17 protein-coding genes are annotated in these 17524 nt (G+C 70.2%); 6 read left to right on the top strand and 11 right to left on the bottom strand.

What is annotated here, in order from left to right:
* Positions 1-17 precede the first annotated feature (17 nt).
* From VGB75_15765 to VGB75_15780, 4 genes are all read right to left on the bottom strand, one after another.
* Positions 18-1208 carry a CaiB/BaiF CoA-transferase family protein gene (locus VGB75_15765; GenBank protein ID HEY0168500.1) on the bottom strand — a complete coding sequence of 397 codons (1191 nt, stop codon included), beginning with the start codon at positions 1206-1208 and terminating at the stop codon, positions 18-20.
* Positions 1205-3379, bottom strand: a complete 2175-nt coding sequence (locus VGB75_15770) for a 3-hydroxyacyl-CoA dehydrogenase NAD-binding domain-containing protein (protein ID HEY0168501.1) — start codon at positions 3377-3379, stop codon at positions 1205-1207. Before VGB75_15770 ends, VGB75_15765 begins: the two co-directional genes overlap by 4 nt.
* A complete protein-coding gene (locus VGB75_15775) occupies positions 3379-4593 on the bottom strand; it encodes an acetyl-CoA C-acetyltransferase (GenBank protein HEY0168502.1) in 1215 nt (404 codons plus the stop codon). Before VGB75_15775 ends, VGB75_15770 begins: the two co-directional genes overlap by 1 nt.
* 188 nt (positions 4594-4781) lie before the next feature.
* On the bottom strand, positions 4782-5567 hold the full coding sequence (locus tag VGB75_15780) for an alpha/beta hydrolase (GenBank protein ID HEY0168503.1): 786 nt from the start codon (positions 5565-5567) through the stop codon (positions 4782-4784).
* A gap of 106 nt (positions 5568-5673) precedes the next feature.
* Between VGB75_15780 and VGB75_15785 the strand changes: the two genes are divergently transcribed.
* The 4 genes from VGB75_15785 (at position 5674) to VGB75_15800 (ending at position 7766) form a co-directional block, all read left to right on the top strand.
* Positions 5674-6165 (top strand): metallophosphoesterase family protein, encoded by a 492-nt coding sequence (locus VGB75_15785; GenBank protein ID HEY0168504.1) that lies wholly within the window; start codon positions 5674-5676, stop codon positions 6163-6165.
* Positions 6166-6294: 129 nt separating this feature from the next.
* Positions 6295-6636, top strand: a complete 342-nt coding sequence (locus VGB75_15790) for a metalloregulator ArsR/SmtB family transcription factor (GenBank protein ID HEY0168505.1) — start codon at positions 6295-6297, stop codon at positions 6634-6636.
* Between the two features lie 3 nt (positions 6637-6639).
* A complete protein-coding gene (locus tag VGB75_15795) occupies positions 6640-7146 on the top strand; it encodes an SRPBCC family protein (GenBank protein HEY0168506.1) in 507 nt (168 codons plus the stop codon).
* The gene (locus VGB75_15800) at positions 7146-7766 is read left to right on the top strand and encodes a dihydrofolate reductase family protein (protein ID HEY0168507.1); all 621 of its coding nucleotides are present in this window, start codon (positions 7146-7148) and stop codon (positions 7764-7766) included. Before VGB75_15795 ends, VGB75_15800 begins: the two co-directional genes overlap by 1 nt.
* A 55-nt stretch (positions 7767-7821) precedes the next feature.
* Here VGB75_15800 and hutI read toward each other — a convergent pair whose 3' ends face one another.
* The 3 genes from hutI to VGB75_15815 are packed head-to-tail and all read right to left on the bottom strand — an operon-like array spanning position 7822 to position 10054.
* Positions 7822-8985, bottom strand: coding sequence for an imidazolonepropionase (gene hutI, locus VGB75_15805; GenBank protein ID HEY0168508.1), 1164 nt, complete (start codon positions 8983-8985; stop codon positions 7822-7824).
* A complete protein-coding gene (locus VGB75_15810; protein HEY0168509.1) occupies positions 8982-9557 on the bottom strand; it encodes an HhH-GPD-type base excision DNA repair protein in 576 nt (191 codons plus the stop codon). Before VGB75_15810 ends, hutI begins: the two co-directional genes overlap by 4 nt.
* Before the next feature lie 53 nt (positions 9558-9610).
* Positions 9611-10054, bottom strand: a complete 444-nt coding sequence (locus tag VGB75_15815; protein HEY0168510.1) for a DUF4190 domain-containing protein — start codon at positions 10052-10054, stop codon at positions 9611-9613.
* Positions 10055-10239: 185 nt separating this feature from the next.
* Between VGB75_15815 and VGB75_15820 the strand changes: the two genes are divergently transcribed.
* Positions 10240-11013: a PHB depolymerase family esterase gene (locus VGB75_15820; GenBank protein HEY0168511.1), complete on the top strand. Its 774-nt coding sequence runs from the start codon at positions 10240-10242 to the stop codon at positions 11011-11013.
* A gap of 30 nt (positions 11014-11043) precedes the next feature.
* Here the strand turns inward: VGB75_15820 and VGB75_15825 are convergent, their stop codons facing one another.
* Complete coding sequence (locus VGB75_15825; protein HEY0168512.1) at positions 11044-12414, bottom strand: hypothetical protein; 1371 nt, start codon at positions 12412-12414, stop codon at positions 11044-11046.
* A 1296-nt stretch (positions 12415-13710) separates the two neighbouring features.
* Between VGB75_15825 and VGB75_15830 the strand changes: the two genes are divergently transcribed.
* A complete protein-coding gene (locus VGB75_15830; protein HEY0168513.1) occupies positions 13711-14580 on the top strand; it encodes a hypothetical protein in 870 nt (289 codons plus the stop codon).
* A gap of 48 nt (positions 14581-14628) precedes the next feature.
* On the opposite strand, the gene VGB75_15835 is transcribed toward VGB75_15830, so the two are convergent.
* From VGB75_15835 to VGB75_15845, 3 genes are all read right to left on the bottom strand, one after another.
* Positions 14629-15165 carry a hypothetical protein gene (locus VGB75_15835; GenBank protein ID HEY0168514.1) on the bottom strand — a complete coding sequence of 179 codons (537 nt, stop codon included), beginning with the start codon at positions 15163-15165 and terminating at the stop codon, positions 14629-14631.
* A 483-nt stretch (positions 15166-15648) separates the two neighbouring features.
* Positions 15649-17322 carry a urocanate hydratase gene (hutU, locus tag VGB75_15840; protein HEY0168515.1) on the bottom strand — a complete coding sequence of 558 codons (1674 nt, stop codon included), beginning with the start codon at positions 17320-17322 and terminating at the stop codon, positions 15649-15651.
* A partial coding sequence (locus tag VGB75_15845; protein ID HEY0168516.1) for a hypothetical protein occupies positions 17319-17524 on the bottom strand: 206 nt, incomplete at its 5' end. The genes VGB75_15845 and hutU, both read right to left, overlap by 4 nt.

The raw sequence follows: 17524 nt of genomic DNA on the forward strand, positions 1-17524 counted from the left end.
ACTGCCCGGTCGCCCGCTCAGCCGATGACGCCGGCGGCCCGCAGCTCAGCTTGCCGGTCAGCCGGGTACCCCAGCGCGGTCAACACCTCGTCGGTGTCGGCCCCGATCTCAGGCGGTGGCCCCGCCACGGTCGCCGGGGTGCCGCTGAAGCGGGGGACTGGTGTGGCCACCGGCACGCCGGCTACCTCCACGTAGGACCCGCGAGCCTGGTTGTGCGGATAGTCCAGCGCCTCGGCCAGGGTCAGCACCGGCGCCACGCAGGCGTCCAGGCCGGCGAACAACGCCGCCCAGTCATCGCGCGGCCGGCGGGCGAAGACGCCGGCGAGCAGATCCGCCAGCTCGCCGGCGCGAGCCGGGTCCAGCGGCGACGGGGTGCTGTCCGGGTCCAGCCCGAGGGTGCGCACCACGAGGTCCCAGAACCTCGGCTCCAGCGCTCCCACCGCGACGTATCGGCCGTCGGAGCAGGCGTAGCAGCGGTAGTGGGGGGCGCCGCCGTCGAAGATGTTGGCCTCGCGCTCGTCGCGCCACAGCCCATGGCCGTGCAAGGTCCGCACCATCGTCGCCAGGTAGGCGGCCCCGTCGACCATCGAGGCGTCGACCACCTGGCCGGCGCCGGTGGACCGGGCGCTGAGCACCGCGGCCAGCAGCCCGACCGCCAGCGACATCGCGCCGCCGCCGAAGTCACCGACATAGTTGGCCGCCGGGATCGGCGGACCGGCTGCCGGGCCCATCCCGTGCAGCAGGCCCGAGACCGCGAGGTAGGTGATGTCGTGACCGGCGGTCAGCGCCAGCGGCCCCTCCTGCCCCCAGCCGGTCATCCGGCCGTACACCAGCCGGGGGTTGCGGGCCAGCCCCTGCGCCGGTCCGATCCCGAGCCGCTCGGCCACCCCGGGCCGAAAACCCTCGATCAGCACGTCGACCTCGGCCATCAGGTCCAGGGCCACCGCCGCGCCGGCCGGCTGGCGCAGATCGACCGCCACCGACTTGCGACCGCGGCCCAGCGGGCCCGCCGGCCCGAGCAACGTCGACAGCGGATCGGCGCCCGGAGTCCTCCGGTCGATCCGGATCACCTCGGCGCCCAGGTCAGCCAAGAGCATGCCGAGGAACGGCACCGGCCCGATCGCGGGCAACTCCAGGATGCGGATGCCGTTCAGCGGGCCGGGCGCCGGGCTCGCCGGCGCCTGGGCGCCGGGCGGGCCCGAACTCACAAGGTCTCGCCGTTCTCGGCCTTCTTGACCAGCAGCGGCGGGGGGCTGAACCGGTCGCCGTAGCGCGCGGCCAGCTGTTCGGCGCGGGCGAGGAATCCCGCGACCCCGTCACCGGTGCGCCCGCGGTAGCCGTTGACGTACTGCAGCACGCCCCCGGTCCAGGGTGGGAAGCCGATGCCCATGATCGAGCCGATGTTGGCGTCGGCGACCGTGGTGAGCACGCCTTCCTCCAGGCAGCGCACGGACTCTAGCGCCTCGGCGAACAGCATCCGCTCTCCGAGCTCGACCAGGTCCTGCTCGGCCGGGTCGCCGCGGACTTCGAACTCAGCGCCCAGGCCCGGCCAGAGCCCGACCCGCTCACCGGCGGAGTCGTAGTCGTAGAAGCCCGCGCCCCGGAGCCGGCCCGGACGCTGCAGGGCCAGCATCCGGTCCACCACCGCCTCGCCGGGATGGGAGGCCAACGTGCCGCCGGAGGCCTGCAGCGCCGCCCGGCTCTCGTCCCGGATCTTGGCGAACAGCTCCATGTTGAGCTCGTCGGCCAGCTGCAGCGCCCCGACCGGGTAGCCGGCCTGGGTGGTGGCCTGCTCGATGGTGGCCGGGTGCACGCCCTCGCCGAGCATGGCCAGCGCCTCGTTGACGAAGGTGCCGATCACCCGGCTGGTGAAGAAGCCGCGGCTGTCCTGAACGACGATCGGGGTCTTCTTGACCTGCCGGGCGAAGTCCAGGGCCCGCGCGAGCGCCGAGTCAGAGGTCTGCTCGCCCCGGATGATCTCCAGCAGCGGCAGCTTGTCGACCGGTGAGAAGAAGTGCAGGCCTATGAAGTCCTGCCGCCGGGTGACGCCCTCGGCCAGCGAGGTGATCGGCAGCGTGGAGGTGTTGGAGCCGAGCAGCGCGTCCGGCGCGACCACCGGCTCGACCTCGGCGAGCACCTGGTGCTTGAGCCGGAGGTTCTCATACACCGCCTCGATGACCAGATCACAGCCGGCCAGATCGGCCACCGAATCGGTCGGCGTGATCCGGGCCAGCACCTGATCGCGCTCGTCACTGGTCAGCTTGCCGCGCGAGACGGCCTTGTCCAGCAGCTTGCGGGAGTAGTCCTTGCCCTTCTCGGCGGCCGCCGCCGAGACGTCGCGCAGCACCACCTCGATGCCGTTGCGCGCCGCCACGTAGGCGATTCCGGCGCCCATCATGCCGGCGCCGAGCACCGCGACCCGGCTGACCAGCCGGGGCGGGAAGCCGGCCGGCCGGCTCGCGCCGGAGTTGATCGAGTTCAGGTCGAACCAGAACGCCTTGATCATGTTCTTGCTGACCTGCCCGCGTGCCAGGTCGGTGAGGTAGCGGGTCTCAATCCGCAGCGCGGTGTCGATGTCGACCTGGCTGCCTTCCACCGCCGCGGCCAGGATGTGGTGCGGCGCCGGCATCGGCGCTCCCTTGAGCTGCTTGCGCAGGTTGGCGGGAAAGGCCGGCAGCATCGCCGCGAACGACGGGTTGGCCGGGGTGCCGCCGGGGATCTTGTGCCCCTTGCGGTCCCACGGCTGGGCCGGCTCGGGATTGGCCGCGATCCAGCGCCGGGCGGCGGCCAGCAGCTCCTCGGGGCTGCTGGCCAGCTCATCGACGATGCCGGTCTCGACAGCCTCGGCCGGGCGCAGCCGCTGGCCCTTGAGCAGCAGCTTGGTCAGCGCGTCGGCGATGCCGAGCATCCGGACCGTCCGGACCACCCCGCCGCCGCCGGGCATCAGGCCGAGGGTTACCTCGGGCAGGCCGTACTGGCTGTCCGGGCGGTCCAGCGCGACCCGGTGGTGGCAGGCCAGCGCGATCTCCAGCCCGCCCCCCAGGGCGGTGCCGTTCAGCGCCGCCACGACCGGCCGGGGATAGGTCTCCAGCCGGCGCAGCTCGGCCTTGACCTTCTCGGCGGCGGCGAAGAACTCCGCCGCGGTGTCGTCGGTGACCTGGCTGAGCAGCCGCAGGTCCCCGCCGGCGAAGAAGGTGTTCTTGGCCGAGGTCAGGATCACGCCGCTGATGGCGTCCTGCTCGGCGTAGAGCTGGTCGACGACCTGCACCAGGGAGTCCTGGAAGGCGGCGTTCATGGTGTTGGCGCGCTGCTCGGGGTCATCCATCGTCAGCGTCAGGATGCCGTCGGCGTCGAGGTCCCACGTGATCATGCCGGTCATCAGACGCGCTCCACAATCGTCGCCACGCCCATGCCGCCGCCCACGCACAGGGTGGCCAGGCCATAGCGCTGGTCCCTGCGCTCCAGCTCGTCGATCAGGGTCGAGAGGATGATGGTCCCGGTCGCGCCCAGCGGGTGGCCCAACGCGATCGCGCCGCCGTTGACGTTGACCTTCTCAGCCGGCACGTCCAGGTCACGCAGGAACTTCAGGACGACGGCGGCGAAGGCCTCGTTGACCTCGAACAACTCGATCTGGTCGATGCTCAGGCCGGCCTTGGCCAGCGCCTTGCTGGCGGCCGGAGCCGGTCCGGTCAGCATGATCGTCGGCTCCTGGGCCACCACGCCGGTGGACACGATGCGGGCCCGAGGGGTCAGGCCCAGATCGGCGCCGGCCTGCTCGCTGCCGATCAGCGTCAACGCCGCCCCGTCGACGATGCCCGAGGAGTTGCCGGCGGTGTGCACGTGGTTGATCCGTTCCACCCAGTGGTACTTCTGCTGGGCGACCGCGTCGAAGCCGCCCATCTGCCCCATCGCCTCGAACGAGGCCGGCAGCTTGCCCAGCGTCTCGACGGTGGTGCCGGGTCGCGGGAACTCGTCGTGGTCGAGCAGGGTCAACCCGCTGCGGTCGCGCACCGGGATCAGCGACCTGCTGAAGGCGCCGTTGGCCTGGGCCTTGGCGGCCTTGGTCTGGGAGTCCGCGGCGAAGGTGTCGACGTCCTCGCGGCTGAAGCCCTCGATGGTCGCGATCAGGTCGGCGCTGATGCCCTGGGGGACGAAGCTGGTGGCGTAGGAGGTCTCGGGGTCCGCCGCCCAGGCGCCGCCGTCAGAGCCCATCGGCACCCGCGACATCGACTCGACACCGCCGGCCAGCAGCAGGTCCTCCCAGCCGGAACGGACCTTCTGGGCGGCCAGGTTGACCGCCTCGAGTCCCGAGGCGCAGAACCGGTTGACCTGGATGCCCGCGCCTGAGGTGGTCAGGCCGGCGGCCAACGCGGCGGTGCGGGCGATCACCGAGCCCTGATCGCCGATCGGAGACACCACGCCGAGGATCACGTCCTCGATCCGGGCCGGGTCCAGGCCGGGGTTGCGCCGCTGGATCTCCTCGATCAGGCCGACCACCAGCGAGATCGGTTTGACCTCGTGCAGCGATCCGCTCTGCTTGCCCCTGCCTCGCGGGGTGCGAATCGCGTCGTAAACAAATGCCTCGGTGACCATGCCACGTCCTTCGAGCTTCGCGGGTAGTTACCCTACGGTAACCTGCCGTCCGTTCAGACGGAATCGTCCCGGTGGCCCTTTTGTCAACAGGGCTGCCGCTGGCGGATCAGTAGCGGCCCGCGACCGGCTACCGGCGCCGCCGGCTGAGACGTCCGACGCGTGGCGGGTTCGGTGCGAAGAGTCGCTGGTCAACCGGCAAGCAGGTCCGGCAGCAGGCCCAGGATCGCCTGCCAGGCGGCCGAGGCCGGATCGATGACCCCGAAATGGCCGCCGGTGACCTCGATCAAGCTGGCGTCGTCGCCAGCCGCGCGGGCTGTCTGGACGTAGTCAGCGCTTTGGGAGAACGGCACCGTGTCATCGTCCGGGCTGTGCACGCAGCGAACCGGGACGCCCAGCGGCAGCTGGTGTCGCGGGCTGGCCAGCCGGTAGCGCTCGGGAACCTCGTCCGGCATACCGCCGAGCAGCGCGGGCACGGCCATGCTGCCCAGGCCGTCAGCAGCACCCTGGACCAGGTCAAGCACCCCGGCCTGCGCGATCACCCCGGTCAGCCTGACGAGGGGAGCGCCACCGACGGCGGTGTCCGGCAGCTTCGGCCGCCCGGCGGCCCAGGTGGCCAAGTGCCCGCCGGCGGAGTGCCCGATCGCCACCACCCGGCCGAGGTCGAGGCCCAGCTCGGCCAACAGGTCGATCCCAGCCGCCACGTCGGCCATCGTGTTCGGCCAGCCACCGCCGTTGCCGACCCGGCGGTACTCCAGGTTCCAGGCGGCCCAACCCCGGGCGGCGAGGTCCGCGGCCAGCGGCGCGCCGAGATCTGCGCCGTACTGGGCCTTCCAGAACCCGCCGTGGATCACGATCACGGTGCCCGGCCGCCGGCCGCCCGCAGGCAGGTGCAACTGGCCGTACTGGGACTCGTCGCTGCCGTAGCGGCGCCGGATGACGGCGGCGCCGGTCAGGGGGTGATCGGTGTCGTCCACGGCCGTCAGTCTGCCCTGCGGGTCCCGGCGGCGGCTGTGGTCCCGGCTGCGGCTGCGGGCTTGGCTGCGCTGTGGCCCCCGGCTGCGCTGTGCGAGGCTGGTGGGCATGAGGGTGGCCGTGCTGTCTGACACCCACGCGCCCCGGTACTGGAAGTCCTGCCCGCCGCCGGTCGCGCGGCTGCTGGAGCACGTCGAGGTGATCCTGCACGCCGGTGACGTCTGCACCCCGGTCGTGCTCGACGAGCTGTCGGCGTGGGCGCCGGTGCACGCGGTGCGCGGCAACAACGACGGCCCGGACGTGGCCGATTGGGGCGCCCCGGACACCCTGGAGCTGGAGCTGGCCGGCCTGCCGGTGGCGATGGTCCACGACAGCGGCGCGAGGGCCGGCCGGCCGGCCCGGCTGCGGCGCCGGTTTCCCGACGCCAAGCTGGTGGTGTTCGGGCACTCGCACATTCCGCTGAACGAGGTGCACGACGGTCAGCGGATCTTCAATCCCGGCTCACCCACAGACAAGCGCCGCCAACCCCGAGGCACCGTCGGCCTGCTGCTCATCGAAGACGGCGAGCTGGTTCAGGCCGATCTCGTGGCGGTGACCTGACCTACGGCGACTGCTGGCCCGGGCCGAGGGGATCGCTCGCCGGTTCGCCTGAGACTCCTTAGTTCATCGAACAGCCCAGACCACGCCTATCCGGCTTGACGCGTGCCGATATGGGAATATGATTGCGCCATGGCACGCGCAGCGACGACGTCGGACGTCTTCAACGCGATCGCCGAGCCGCAGCGCCGGCAGATCCTGGTGCTGCTTCGGGCGGGTGAGTGGCCAGTCACCGAGTTGGCCAAGGAGCTGGGGATGACCCAGCCGGGGGCGTCCAAGCACTTGCGGGTGCTCCGGGAGGTCGGACTGGTGCGGGACCGCAAGGCAGGCAAGCAACGCCTGTATGGCCTTGACGCCCGCGGGCTGCGACCGATTCACGAGTGGACCGACGGGTTCGAGCGGTTCTGGAACCAGAGTTTCGACCGGCTGGACGAGTACGTGCAGGACCTCAAGCAGGCAAGGCAGAAGGAGTAGCTGATGAGCGCGACAGGACGACAAGCGCCGGCGCGGTCCGCGACGGCCGACCGCGAGATCGTGATCTCCCGAGCCATCAGCGCCCCGCGCGAGTTGGTGTTCAAGGCGTTCACCGAGGTGCGGCACCTGTCGCGGTGGTGGGGGCCGGAGGGGTTCACCACCACCACGCGGGCGTTCGAGTTCGGCGTCGGCGGGGCGTGGGACTTCGTGATGCACGGACCGGACGGGACGGACTACCAGGAGTGGATCACCTGGACCGAGATCACCCCACTGGAGCGGATCGCGATGCTGCACGGTGAGTCCCGCGGCGACCCGAACGCCTTCGAGTCGGTCTTGACGTTCGCGGCCGACGGAGCGGCGACCCGGATCCAGATGCGCACGGTGTTCCCCACCAAGCAGCTGCGCGACGAGGCGGTCGAGAAGTACCACGCGATCGAGGGCGCCCAGCAGACCCTGGGCAACCTGGCTGCCTACGTCATCGAACTCGTTCGCAAGACAGCTGAGGGCTGATGACCGGAAAGGTCTTCTTCAGCGTGACGATGTCGCTGGACGGGTTCATCGCGCCCGGGTCCCTCGGGGAGTTGATGGGGCAGCAGTGGATGGAACTGCAGCAGTGGGTCTTCTCGCAGCGGTTCTTCCGGGAGAACCTCAAGCTCGGCGAAGGCGGCGAGGAGGGGCGCGACAACGACATCGTGCGGGAGACGCATCTGCGCACCGGCGCGTGCGTGATGGGCAAGCGCATGTTCGACGCCGGCGAGCAGATGTGGCCGGAGGAGGCGCCGTTCCACACGCCGGTCTTCGTCGTGACGCATTCCAAGCGCGACCCCTGGCAGCGGCCGGGCGGCACCACGTTCCACTTCGTCAACGACGGCATCGAGTCCGCGCTGCGCCAGGCCCGCGAGGCCGCCGGCGACCGGGACGTCCGCATCGCCGGCGGCGGCGCGACGATCCTGCAATACCTCAACGCCGGCCTGGTCGATGAGTTCACGATCGCGCTCTCACCCGTGCTGTTCGGTTCCGGGATCCGCCTGTTCGAGGGCGTGGACGCGAGCCGCGTGGCCCTGGAGCAGATCCGCTCGGAGCCGACGCAGCGGGTGACCCACCTGACCTACGCAGTCCGGGAACGGTGACCGTCTCGACCTCAGCGCTCCCCGCCAAGGCCGGCAGCGCGCTGAGATCCTTCGACTACTCCTGGCAGCCCTCGCCAGACCAAGCCGTGCCGCCGATCCAGACCTGCCGGATCAGCGGCACGCCCGGCCGGTAGGCCAGGTGCAGGTAGCTCGGGGCGTCCAGCGCCACCAGGTCTGCTCGCATGCCTACCGCCAGCCGGCCGATGTCGTCGCGGCGCAGCGCCTGGGCGCCGCCGGCGGTTGCGGCGTAGACCGCCTCGGCCGGGGTCATCCGCATCTCGCGGACGGCCAGCGCGATCGCCAGCGGCATCGAGGTGGAGAACCCGGAGCCGGGGTTGCAGTCGGTGGCCAGCGCCACGACCGCGCCGGCGTCGAGCAGGCCGCGGGCGTCTGGGTAGGGCGAGCGGGTGGAGAACTCGACCAGCGGCAGCAGCGTGGCCACCGTCGACGAGCCGGCGAGAGCGTCGATGTCGGAGGCTGACAGGTGGGTGCAGTGGTCGGCGCTGGCGGCGTCGAGCTCGACGGCCAGCGCCACGCCGCCGCCGGCGCTCAGCTGGTTGGCGTGCAACCGGGGCGCCAACCCGGCGGCCATGCCGGCCCGCAGCACCGCCCGGCTCTCGGCCACGTCGAAGGCGCCCTGCTCGCAGAACACGTCCACCCAGCGGGCGTGCGGCGCGCACGCGTCGAGCATGGGCCCGCAGACCAAGTCGAGGTAGTCGCCCCGGTCGACGCCGGCCGGCACCACGTGGGCGCCGAGAAAGCTGACCTCGGACGTCTGCTCGGCGGCCAGCCGCACCGAGCGCTGCTCGGTGGCCACATCCAGGCCGTAGCCGGACTTGCACTCGAAGGTGGTCACCCCGGCGGCGTGCAGCTCGGCCGCCAGCCGGGCCAGGTTGGCCCGCAACTGCTCATCGGTCGCCGCCCGGGTCGCGGCCACCGTGGACCGGATGCCGCCTGCCGTATAGGGCTGGCCGGTCATCCGGGCGGCGAACTCCTCGGCGCGGTCGCCGGCGAACACCAGGTGCGCGTGTGAGTCGACGAATCCCGGCAGGAGGCAACGCCCGCCCAGGTCGAGAGCGGTGTCGGCGGCCGGCGCCTGGGCGGCCGGGCCGATCCAGGCCAGCAGCCCGTCCTCGATCACCAGCGCGGCGTTGGAGATCTCGCCGAGTTCAGGGTCCTGGGTCGCCAGCAGCCCGATCCCGCTCAGCAGCAGGCTCACGAACCGGCCTTGGCCGCGGCCTTGGCCTGCTTCTTGAAGTCGCGGACCTTCTTCAGCGACTCGCCGTCGACCACGTCGGCGACCGACCGGAAGGCACCCGTCTCCCCGTAGGCAGCTGCCGCGGTGTCCCAGCCGACCGGCCGGACCCCGAACTGCTTGCCGAGCAGGGCGGTGAAGATCCGGGCCTTCTGCTGGCCGAAGCCGGGCAGGCCGGCGATCCGCTTGACCAGCTCCGGGCCGTCGGCGGCGGTGGTCCACACCGAGGCGGTGTCGCCGTCATACTGCTCGACCAGCGCCCGGCACAGGTCCTGCACCCGCTTGGCCATCGCGGCCGGAAAGCGGTGCAGCGCCGGCACCCGCCGGAACAGCTCCTCGAACTCCACAGCGTCGTAGTCGGCGATCAGAGCCGCGTCCAGCCGAGGAACCCCGAGCCGCTCGGCGAGCACCTGGGGCGAGGTGAATGCCTTCTCCATCGGGATCTGCTGGTCCAGCAGCATGCCGACGAGCAGTGCCAGTGGGTCCTGAGCCAGCAGCGCGTTGGCTGCCGGCGTCGTCGCGAGATGCAGGCTCATATGCCCATCTTGGTACAGAGCGTCGGCAGCCAACTGCGCTGAGGCGCAATGGCCTACGGGTTGTTGGTGACCTGGTCGCGGAACTCGTCCTCGCACTGCTGCACCTGGCTCTGGTTGGTGCCGGCGTCTCGGAGGCAGTCCTGCAGGTTCTGGGCCTCATCGGAGTTGAGCAAGCTGACCCCGATCGCGATCAGCGCGACCGAGATCGCGATGCCGAGCAGGCCGAGGATGATGCCCGCGATCGCCCGGCCGCGGCCGGTGGCCAGGCCGCGACGGGCCTTGCGCAGGCCGATGAAGCCGAGAATCACCGCGAGCAGGCCCAGCAGGACACCGCCGAGGACGGTGAAAGAAGTGATCACAGCCAGGACGCCGAGCACCAGCGCCGTCGTTGCCATGCCGCTGCCGCCGACCGGCCGCGCGGGCTGGGCCTGGGGGGCTGAGGGCGGCATGGAGCCGTACGAGCTGGAACCGTAGGAACCGGGGGGATTGTCGGTCACGATAGGTGCTCCTTGAGTGGGCACGGGATCGTGTTTGACCCGTTAAGTGGATCATCCTCGCACTCCTGAGCGGCAGTCAAACCAGCAGGCGCGGCGAAGGGCGTCGCGCGGGCTCCTGGAAGGGCAGTCAGAGGTCCCGCTCAGCACGAGCGTCACCGGCAGATCCGGTCCTAGGATGAGAGGCGGTGGGGATTGGATCGAGCCCAGGCGCCCGCTACCCATCAGAGGACGATGTGAACGCTGTCTTCTCCCCGCAGGCCCAGCTCGGCTGGCAGGTCGGAGCGCTGTCAGCTCGGCCGGGTCAGCCCACCGATGCGCCGCTGCCTCCTGGCCTGCACCTGTTGTCAGATGGCCGTGGCCAGGAGTCAGCGCTGTTCGTGCCCCCGGGTGCGACCAGCGCCGCGCTGCCGTTGGCGGTGCTGCTGCACGGCGCCACCTCCCATCCGCAGCGGGTGCTCCCGGTCCTGCGCGAGCAGGCTGAGCGCGGCCGCTTCCTGGTGCTGGCGCCGAAGTCGCGGGAGCGCAGTTGGGACATCGTCGGCGGCGGGTTCGGCCCGGACATCGCGATGCTGGATCGGCTGCTGAGCCAGGTGTTCGAGCACTTCGAGGTTGACCCGGCCCGCATCGCGGTGGCCGGGTTCTCCGACGGCGCCTCCTACGCGCTGTCCGTCGGCCTGATCAACGGCGAGCTGTTCAACCGGATACTGGCCTTCTCGCCGGGCTTCGTGGCGCCCGGTCGACGCAGCGGCAAGCCGGCGGTCTTCATCTCCCACGGCGACGCCGACACGGTGCTGCCGATTCAGCGCTGCAGCCGGCGGATCGTCGGCCAACTGCGGGCCGAGGGCTACCAGGTCGACTACCGCGAGTTCGCCGGCGGCCACATGGTGCCGCCTGACCTGGCGGCCGCGGCCGTCGAGCCGCTGGTCGTCCTGCCCGGCGGAGCCGCCGCCAGAGACTGAGCGCATCGCCGGGGACCGGCGTCCGGCAACTCAGTCGCCGCCGCCTCCACCGCCTCCGTCACCGCCGCCGCCTCCGTCACCGCCGCCGCCTCCGTCGCCGCCGCCGTCGCCGCCGCCGCTGTCATCGCCCGATCCGCTGCCGCCGCTGTGGTCGCCGCCCGGTCGGCGCGGCGGGCGCTGACGCGCCCGTCCGACGCGCAGCCGAGCCGCGGGCAGCAGCACCGCGTCAGCGGTGATCAGCGATGCGATCCCGCCGTCGTGCAGCGAGCCGAGCAGCACGGCGTCCTCGACGATCCACAGCTGTGGCATAAGCCGCTCAGCGGACCCGAGGACTTCACCCGCCTCGCTCTCGACGTTGGCGCCGGCAGCCGCGTGCTTGGGCGGGGGCAGCGCCGCAGACAGCGCCAAGCTGGCGATGGGGCGCTCGGCGGCCCGTGCGTAAGCGCTGCCCAGGGCGGGAAGGATCAGGGCGTGGCCCCTCTCGTCCAGGCAAGTCCTGACCCGCAGCACGGGGTGATCGCCCGAGCGCAACGCTGCCAGGCCACGGCGCCACCGCCAGTTGTGCAGCAGCGAGAAGAACGCCAGCAGGAAGCAGCCCGCGCCGGCGCTCTGCCAGCCGGTCGAATCCCGCGGCTCGGCCACCAGCCGGACCCAGCGCGGGTCCTCGGGGTCCAGCAGCAACGGGGTGCTCGAGTGCAACGGATAAGGCGCAGTGTCGATCAGGTCGATCGTGAGCTCGCCGGCCTCGACAGCGGAGCTGTTGACCTCGAGCTTGATGTGCTCATCGCGCTGGACCTCGGTGATGCTGGCCTGGACCCGGACGGCACGGTCCAGATGAGCCTGCTCGGTGGCCACCTCGTGGCCGTACCAGGAGAAAAGTCCGATGCCCACCAGCACCAGCGCGCCGGCGAGGGCCAGCTGCCCGGCGCTCAGGTGACGGGCATCCTTCGACGCACCCGCGACGCTGCCGGCCGTGGCCCGCAGGCCGCCCGAGGCCGCAGCCGCGATCCGCCGCTGCTCGGCCGCGCCGTGCGCCAACCGCACCGCGACCAGCGCGCACAGCAGGCCATGCAGCCCGAACGCCCAACGGGCGCCAGTCACGTCGTCGTAGCGAAGCTCGGCGAGCGCGAAGGCCACCCCTGCCAGGCAGCCGAAAACCGGCATCCACCACAGCAGCACCGGCGTCGCCAGGCACACCACGACCCACAGGGCGAAGGTGGAGTCGGGCCCGCAGATAGACGGATCCTGCGGCGTGCACCGGGCGGTGTCGTTGACCACCGCCACCACGACCGCCAGCGCCCACAGCGAGGGGAGCGCGACGCTGGTGACCCAGCGGGGCAGCCCGGCGCGAATCCAGCGATCCGCGTCGGCAGGGGTGAACGGTAGGGCAGTGGGCAGCACGTGGTGTTCTCCTCAGCGCTGCCAGCTTCGCTCGGCGAGCCCGGCGCAGGTGCGGTTAGGCGGGGACGGCCGAGATTAACAACCCCTGCCCGAGTGCACGGGCGATTCGCCGAACGTCTCACTGCTCAGTCGCGGTCCTGGCCTCGCATCCGCGCTCGGCGGTGACCTCGTCAGCGCTTTTAGGCAATCGTCTAGAGGGAAGAGGTTAAAGGACTCCGCCATTTAATTGCCCCAGTTGGTAACCGCCCCGTTCCGCAGGAAATAGCGGTTGACTGTCTGAGTAATAGGCGGGCCTGAAGTTTGGGGCTCCCTCTATAGGCGAACTGTCTATAATTACACCCCTGTACTTCCCAAAGTAGCCTTGGCCTTGCTGCTACGGCACCCGGAAGTTTGTCTGAATTGGCTGCTCCGGGCGCTTCGAGCCTGTTCAAGCTCTCCCCGCCATCAGCCTCTCGGGACAATTGAGACCGGGATAAGTCCTAACTGGATTTGGGCAATGCCGGGTTTGGCGAAACGCAACCTGGCATACTCCGACGAGCACTCGCGCTGCTGGTCAACCCGACCCATGTCCTGGCCCTGACGGCCGGTCAGTTCAGTAACGGTCCCAGGCGGCGCTAGTCGAGACAACACACCCCGTTCGCCCTACGCCGCAAAGGCGAAACCCCCATGCTGCACCATCCGAGCGAAGCGCATCTGAGCGCGTCAGACAGAAGGTACGTGTGTACTGCCACGCTGGAGTGTCAACTAGTGGTGACAGATCCGAGTATGACGGGTACGGTCTGTGACGGTCGGTACGGGGGGATTGCGATGAGAAGCGGCTTGATCGGCGGCAGGGCGCGGCCTTGTGAGCCGCGCCCTGCCACGGATCGTGTACGTAGGTTTACGACCAGTCCCAGTGACGCAGCATCAATAACACCCCCTCCGACAGTTGGAGTGCGCGTCCGCGTTCCCTCGGATCGCAGCCGGGCACCCCGTCTTTTTGCGGTGCACTTAGGCGACCGGCCAGTGCCAGTTGTTCATGATGAAACCCCGCCGTCCAGGCTTGATGACCGAAGCTCAGCAGGAGGCCCGAGACAGTGTCAGCTGTCCCGGGCACCCCGTTTCTGCGAGCTTGTTTAACCCCAGTGCCAGCTATTCATAACGAAACCCCTCCTCCCGTCCGACGACAGGCGCGCGAAAATGACCCTTGCGATTGAGTACTTCGCGCTCTTGGTATTGCTGAGTCTCGCTTATTCGACCTCTTTAAGGCGAGTAGAGCGGCTACGACGCGCCGTTACTCTTGACCGCGTTCCCGATATGACCGGCATCTGGACTTTCGCGGGAGCAGTGGTGCTCCCGTTGCCGCTCGTAGCGGCGCTCGTAATAATCGCCGCACTTGGTGAGTGGCCGTCGCGGAAGGTGCATCAGGGTGGCCGGCCGGTCAAATACGCCGTCAGCATTGCGGGGTTGGCCAGCGCATATCTGGCTGCGGCCTTTGTGGTGAGCCACGTCCCAGGGCCAAGTGGCGTCGCGCTAGCAGTGCCCACTGTCTGCCTGCTGAACGTTGGATACGTCGCGGCGCTGTACTACATCTCGGGGGGCCGCAACGGGTTGCGGATGTTCCTGGACCCGCGCCTGCATTTGATCGAGGTCAGCACCCAGGGATTGGGTGCAGTAGTGGGTTTGGCCATGCTCTACTGGCACCCGCTGCTCGCGGTGGGCGCGTTGGTGCTGCTGTACGGCTTGCACCTCGCCTCGCTCCGTCACGCCGTCGACGTCACCGAATCGTTCGATTCCGTCACGGGCCTGTGGTCCGAAGAGGCGTGGATGGTGCAGGCTCAGCAGAGGCTGCATGACGTGTACGGTTCCGTCGCCCTGTTCATGATCGATCCGGATGAGGCGGGTCAGGAGGTGCGCATTCTGCAGACCATCGAGTCGGGTCTGCAACCCTCGGACCTGCTGGGCCGTTACGGCTCCCGGCAGATTCTGGTGCTGATCCCGGTCGGCCTGCCTGAGGGCGGGCCGTTCTTGGCCACCGGGTTCCGCAAGGACCTGGCCGCTGCCGGGGTGCGCGCGGCGCTGGGCTGCGCGACCACAGCCGACGCCGAGCTGGAGGGCCTGCTGATCGAGGCGATGTCTGACCTGATGGGCCGGCGCGACGCGGCCGGCATCACCCGGAACTGGTAGCAGGGGCAGGACTAGCTGTCCTACCTCCCGGCCGGCCACCTGCCGTGGCTAGCTGCCTTCTAATCCTTGAACGGCTGATGCCAGCGTGCTTTGGACTAAGGCCAGGACCGCCGCGAAGCCGGCGAGCCCCTCGGCCTGCGCCGCCTGGGTCCGGTCTCCCAGCTCGGAGACCAGGCCGGTGACTTGGCGCCGCTCGGCGGTGCTGAACGTGGAGATGTCGATCGGCGTCGGCGCAGGCACGGCCGCAGGCGCGGTGAACGCGCGAATGAGCTCTGCCACCGCTTGCGCCTGCTCGATCGTCAGCGTCCCGGTGGAGGCCGGCAGCATCGAGGCCAGCAGCGATCGGTCCTCTGAGACGTCGATCTGGAACTGGGTGGCGTAGCTCAGCACCACCTCCCGGGCGTCCACGCCCAGAGCGCTCGCGGTGCCTTCGATGACCTCACGAGACTTCGGCCAACCCCGCACCTCGCCCTTGCTGATCTTGCCGAACGTCTGATAAGGCACCGAGCCGCCGGAGCGCTGCTCAAGCTGGCGCAGGGTCAAGCCGGTGGCGAGCTTCTGACGGACGAGCTCGGCGATGGGCACATGTCCGGAGGCTGAGTCAACCACTGCGTTATCGGCCCCTCTCGGTGGGAAACGGCTGCGTGACTGCGGCCTCGCCAAGCGGCGCCTGGCGTCTACCGAAAGGTAGAGGTAGCCGAACCATCCCATGCCCCGGTTCTCAGAACTACACGCCGGTAATTGTGATCATGAGGTCTACCAACAGCGGCAAGGGTCGGCAGGACGCGGCACCCGGACCCTGGCGCCAGCGGAGCTGTGCGGTGTCATCTCGCAGAGGGGGACACGGGGGTCACATCTGAAAGCCATGCATAAAAAGGTGCCCGAGACAGTCTCAGCCGTCCCGGGCACCCACTTGTGGAGCGCGTTTAACCCCAGTGCCAGTTATTCATAGCCAAGCCCCTCTCCCTCCGACGACAGGCGCGCGAAAGCCGGCGCAGGCGCGGCTAACGCGGGACGGCCCGAGACTAACCAACCCTGCGCGGTCGCGCGCCAGGTCGCCGAAAAGGCCTACTGCTCCCGCATCGGGACCCGCACCCCGCGCTCGGCGGCGACCTCGTCGGCGCGCGGGTAGCCGGCGTCGACGTGCCTGATCACGCCCATGCCGGGGTCGTTGCTGAGCACCCGCGCCAGCTTCTGGGCCGCCAGCGGCGTTCCGTCGGCCACGCTGACCTGGCCGGCGTGGATGGAACGGCCCATGCCCACGCCGCCGCCGTGGTGGATCGAGACCCAGGTCGCCCCGCTGGAGGCGTTGACCAGGGCGTTGAGCAGCGGCCAGTCCGCGATCGCGTCCGAGCCGTCGGCCATCGCCTCGGTCTCGCGGTAGGGCGAGGCCACCGAACCCGCGTCCAGGTGGTCGCGGCCGATCACGATCGGCGCGCTCACCTCGCCGCGGGCCACCAGGTCGTTGAAGGCCAGGCCGGCCTTGTCCCGCTCGCCGTAGCCGAGCCAGCAGATCCGGGCCGGCAGGCCCTGAAAGTGCACCCGCTCCTGCGCCATCTTGATCCACCGGTGCAGCGACTCGTTCTCGGGGAACAGCTCGAGCACGGCCTTGTCGGTGCGGGCGATGTCCTTGGGGTCACCGGACAGCGCCGCCCACCGGAACGGGCCCTTGCCCTCGGCGAACAGCGGGCGGATGTAGGCCGGGACGAAGCCGGGAAACGCGAAGGCGCGGGAGTAGCCGGCCAGCTGCGCCTCGCCGCGGATGGAGTTGCCGTAGTCGAAGACCTCGGCGCCGGCGTCGGCGAAACCCACCATCGCCTCGACATGGCGGGCCATCGAGGCCCGGGCCCGGCCGGTGAACTCCTCCGGCTTGCGCGCGGCGTACTCCTTCATGTCCTCGAACTCGACGCCGATCGGCAGGTAGGCCAGCGGGTCGTGCGCCGAGGTCTGGTCGGTCACGATGTCGATCGGGGCGCCGTTGGCCAGCAGCTGCGGCACCAGCGACGCGGCGTTGCCGAGCAGCCCGATCGACAGCGGCCGGCGCGCGTCGCGGGCCTCGACGGCCAGCTCCAGCGCGTGCTGCATCGAGTCGGCCTGCACGTCGAGGTACCGGTGCTCGATCCGGCGCGCGATCCGGGAGGGGTCGCACTCGATGCAGATCGCGACGCCGTCGTTCATGGTGACCGCCAGCGGCTGCGCGCCGCCCATCCCGCCCAGGCCGGCGGTCAGGGTGATGGTGCCGGCCAGGGTGCCGTTGAACTTCTTGGCCGCGACCGCCGAGAACGTCTCGTAGGTGCCCTGCAGGATGCCCTGGGTGCCGATGTAGATCCAGGACCCGGCCGTCATCTGGCCGTACATGGTCAGCCCGAGCTGCTCCAACCGGCGGAACTCCTCCCAGTTGGCCCAGTCGCCCACCAGGTTGGAGTTCGCGATCAGGACGCGCGGTGCCCACTCGTCGGTGCGCAGCACGCCGACCGGCTTGCCGCTCTGCACGAGCATGGTCTCGTCGTCGGCGAGCGTGGTCAGGGTGCGGACGAGCGCGTCGTAGGACTCCCAGTTCCGCGCCGCCTTCCCGGTCCCGCCGTACACGACGAGCTCGGCGGGGTTCTCGGCGTTCTCGGGGTCCAGGTTGTTCATCAGCATCCGCAGCGGCGCCTCGGTCTGCCACGAGCGCGCGGTCAGCTCGCTGCCGCGGCCGGCGCGGATCGGCAGTCGTGGGTTGTCGGTTTCATGGACGGTCATTGCAGCTCTCCGATCACGGCTTCGACGGCAGCCAGGACCTGACCGTCGCGGACGAGGTTGACGGTGGCTTCGATCTCGGGCGAGAGGTGTCGGTCGGGACCGGGCCCCTCGACCCCGTTGCTGCGCAGCAGGTCGACCACCGCGGCGGTCGCGGGCGACGGCTCGAGCGGACGCCGGAGGTCCAGGGCGCGGGCCGCGGTCA

Source organism: Jatrophihabitans sp. (assembly GCA_036399055.1).
GTDB lineage: Bacteria > Actinomycetota > Actinomycetes > Mycobacteriales > Jatrophihabitantaceae > Jatrophihabitans_A.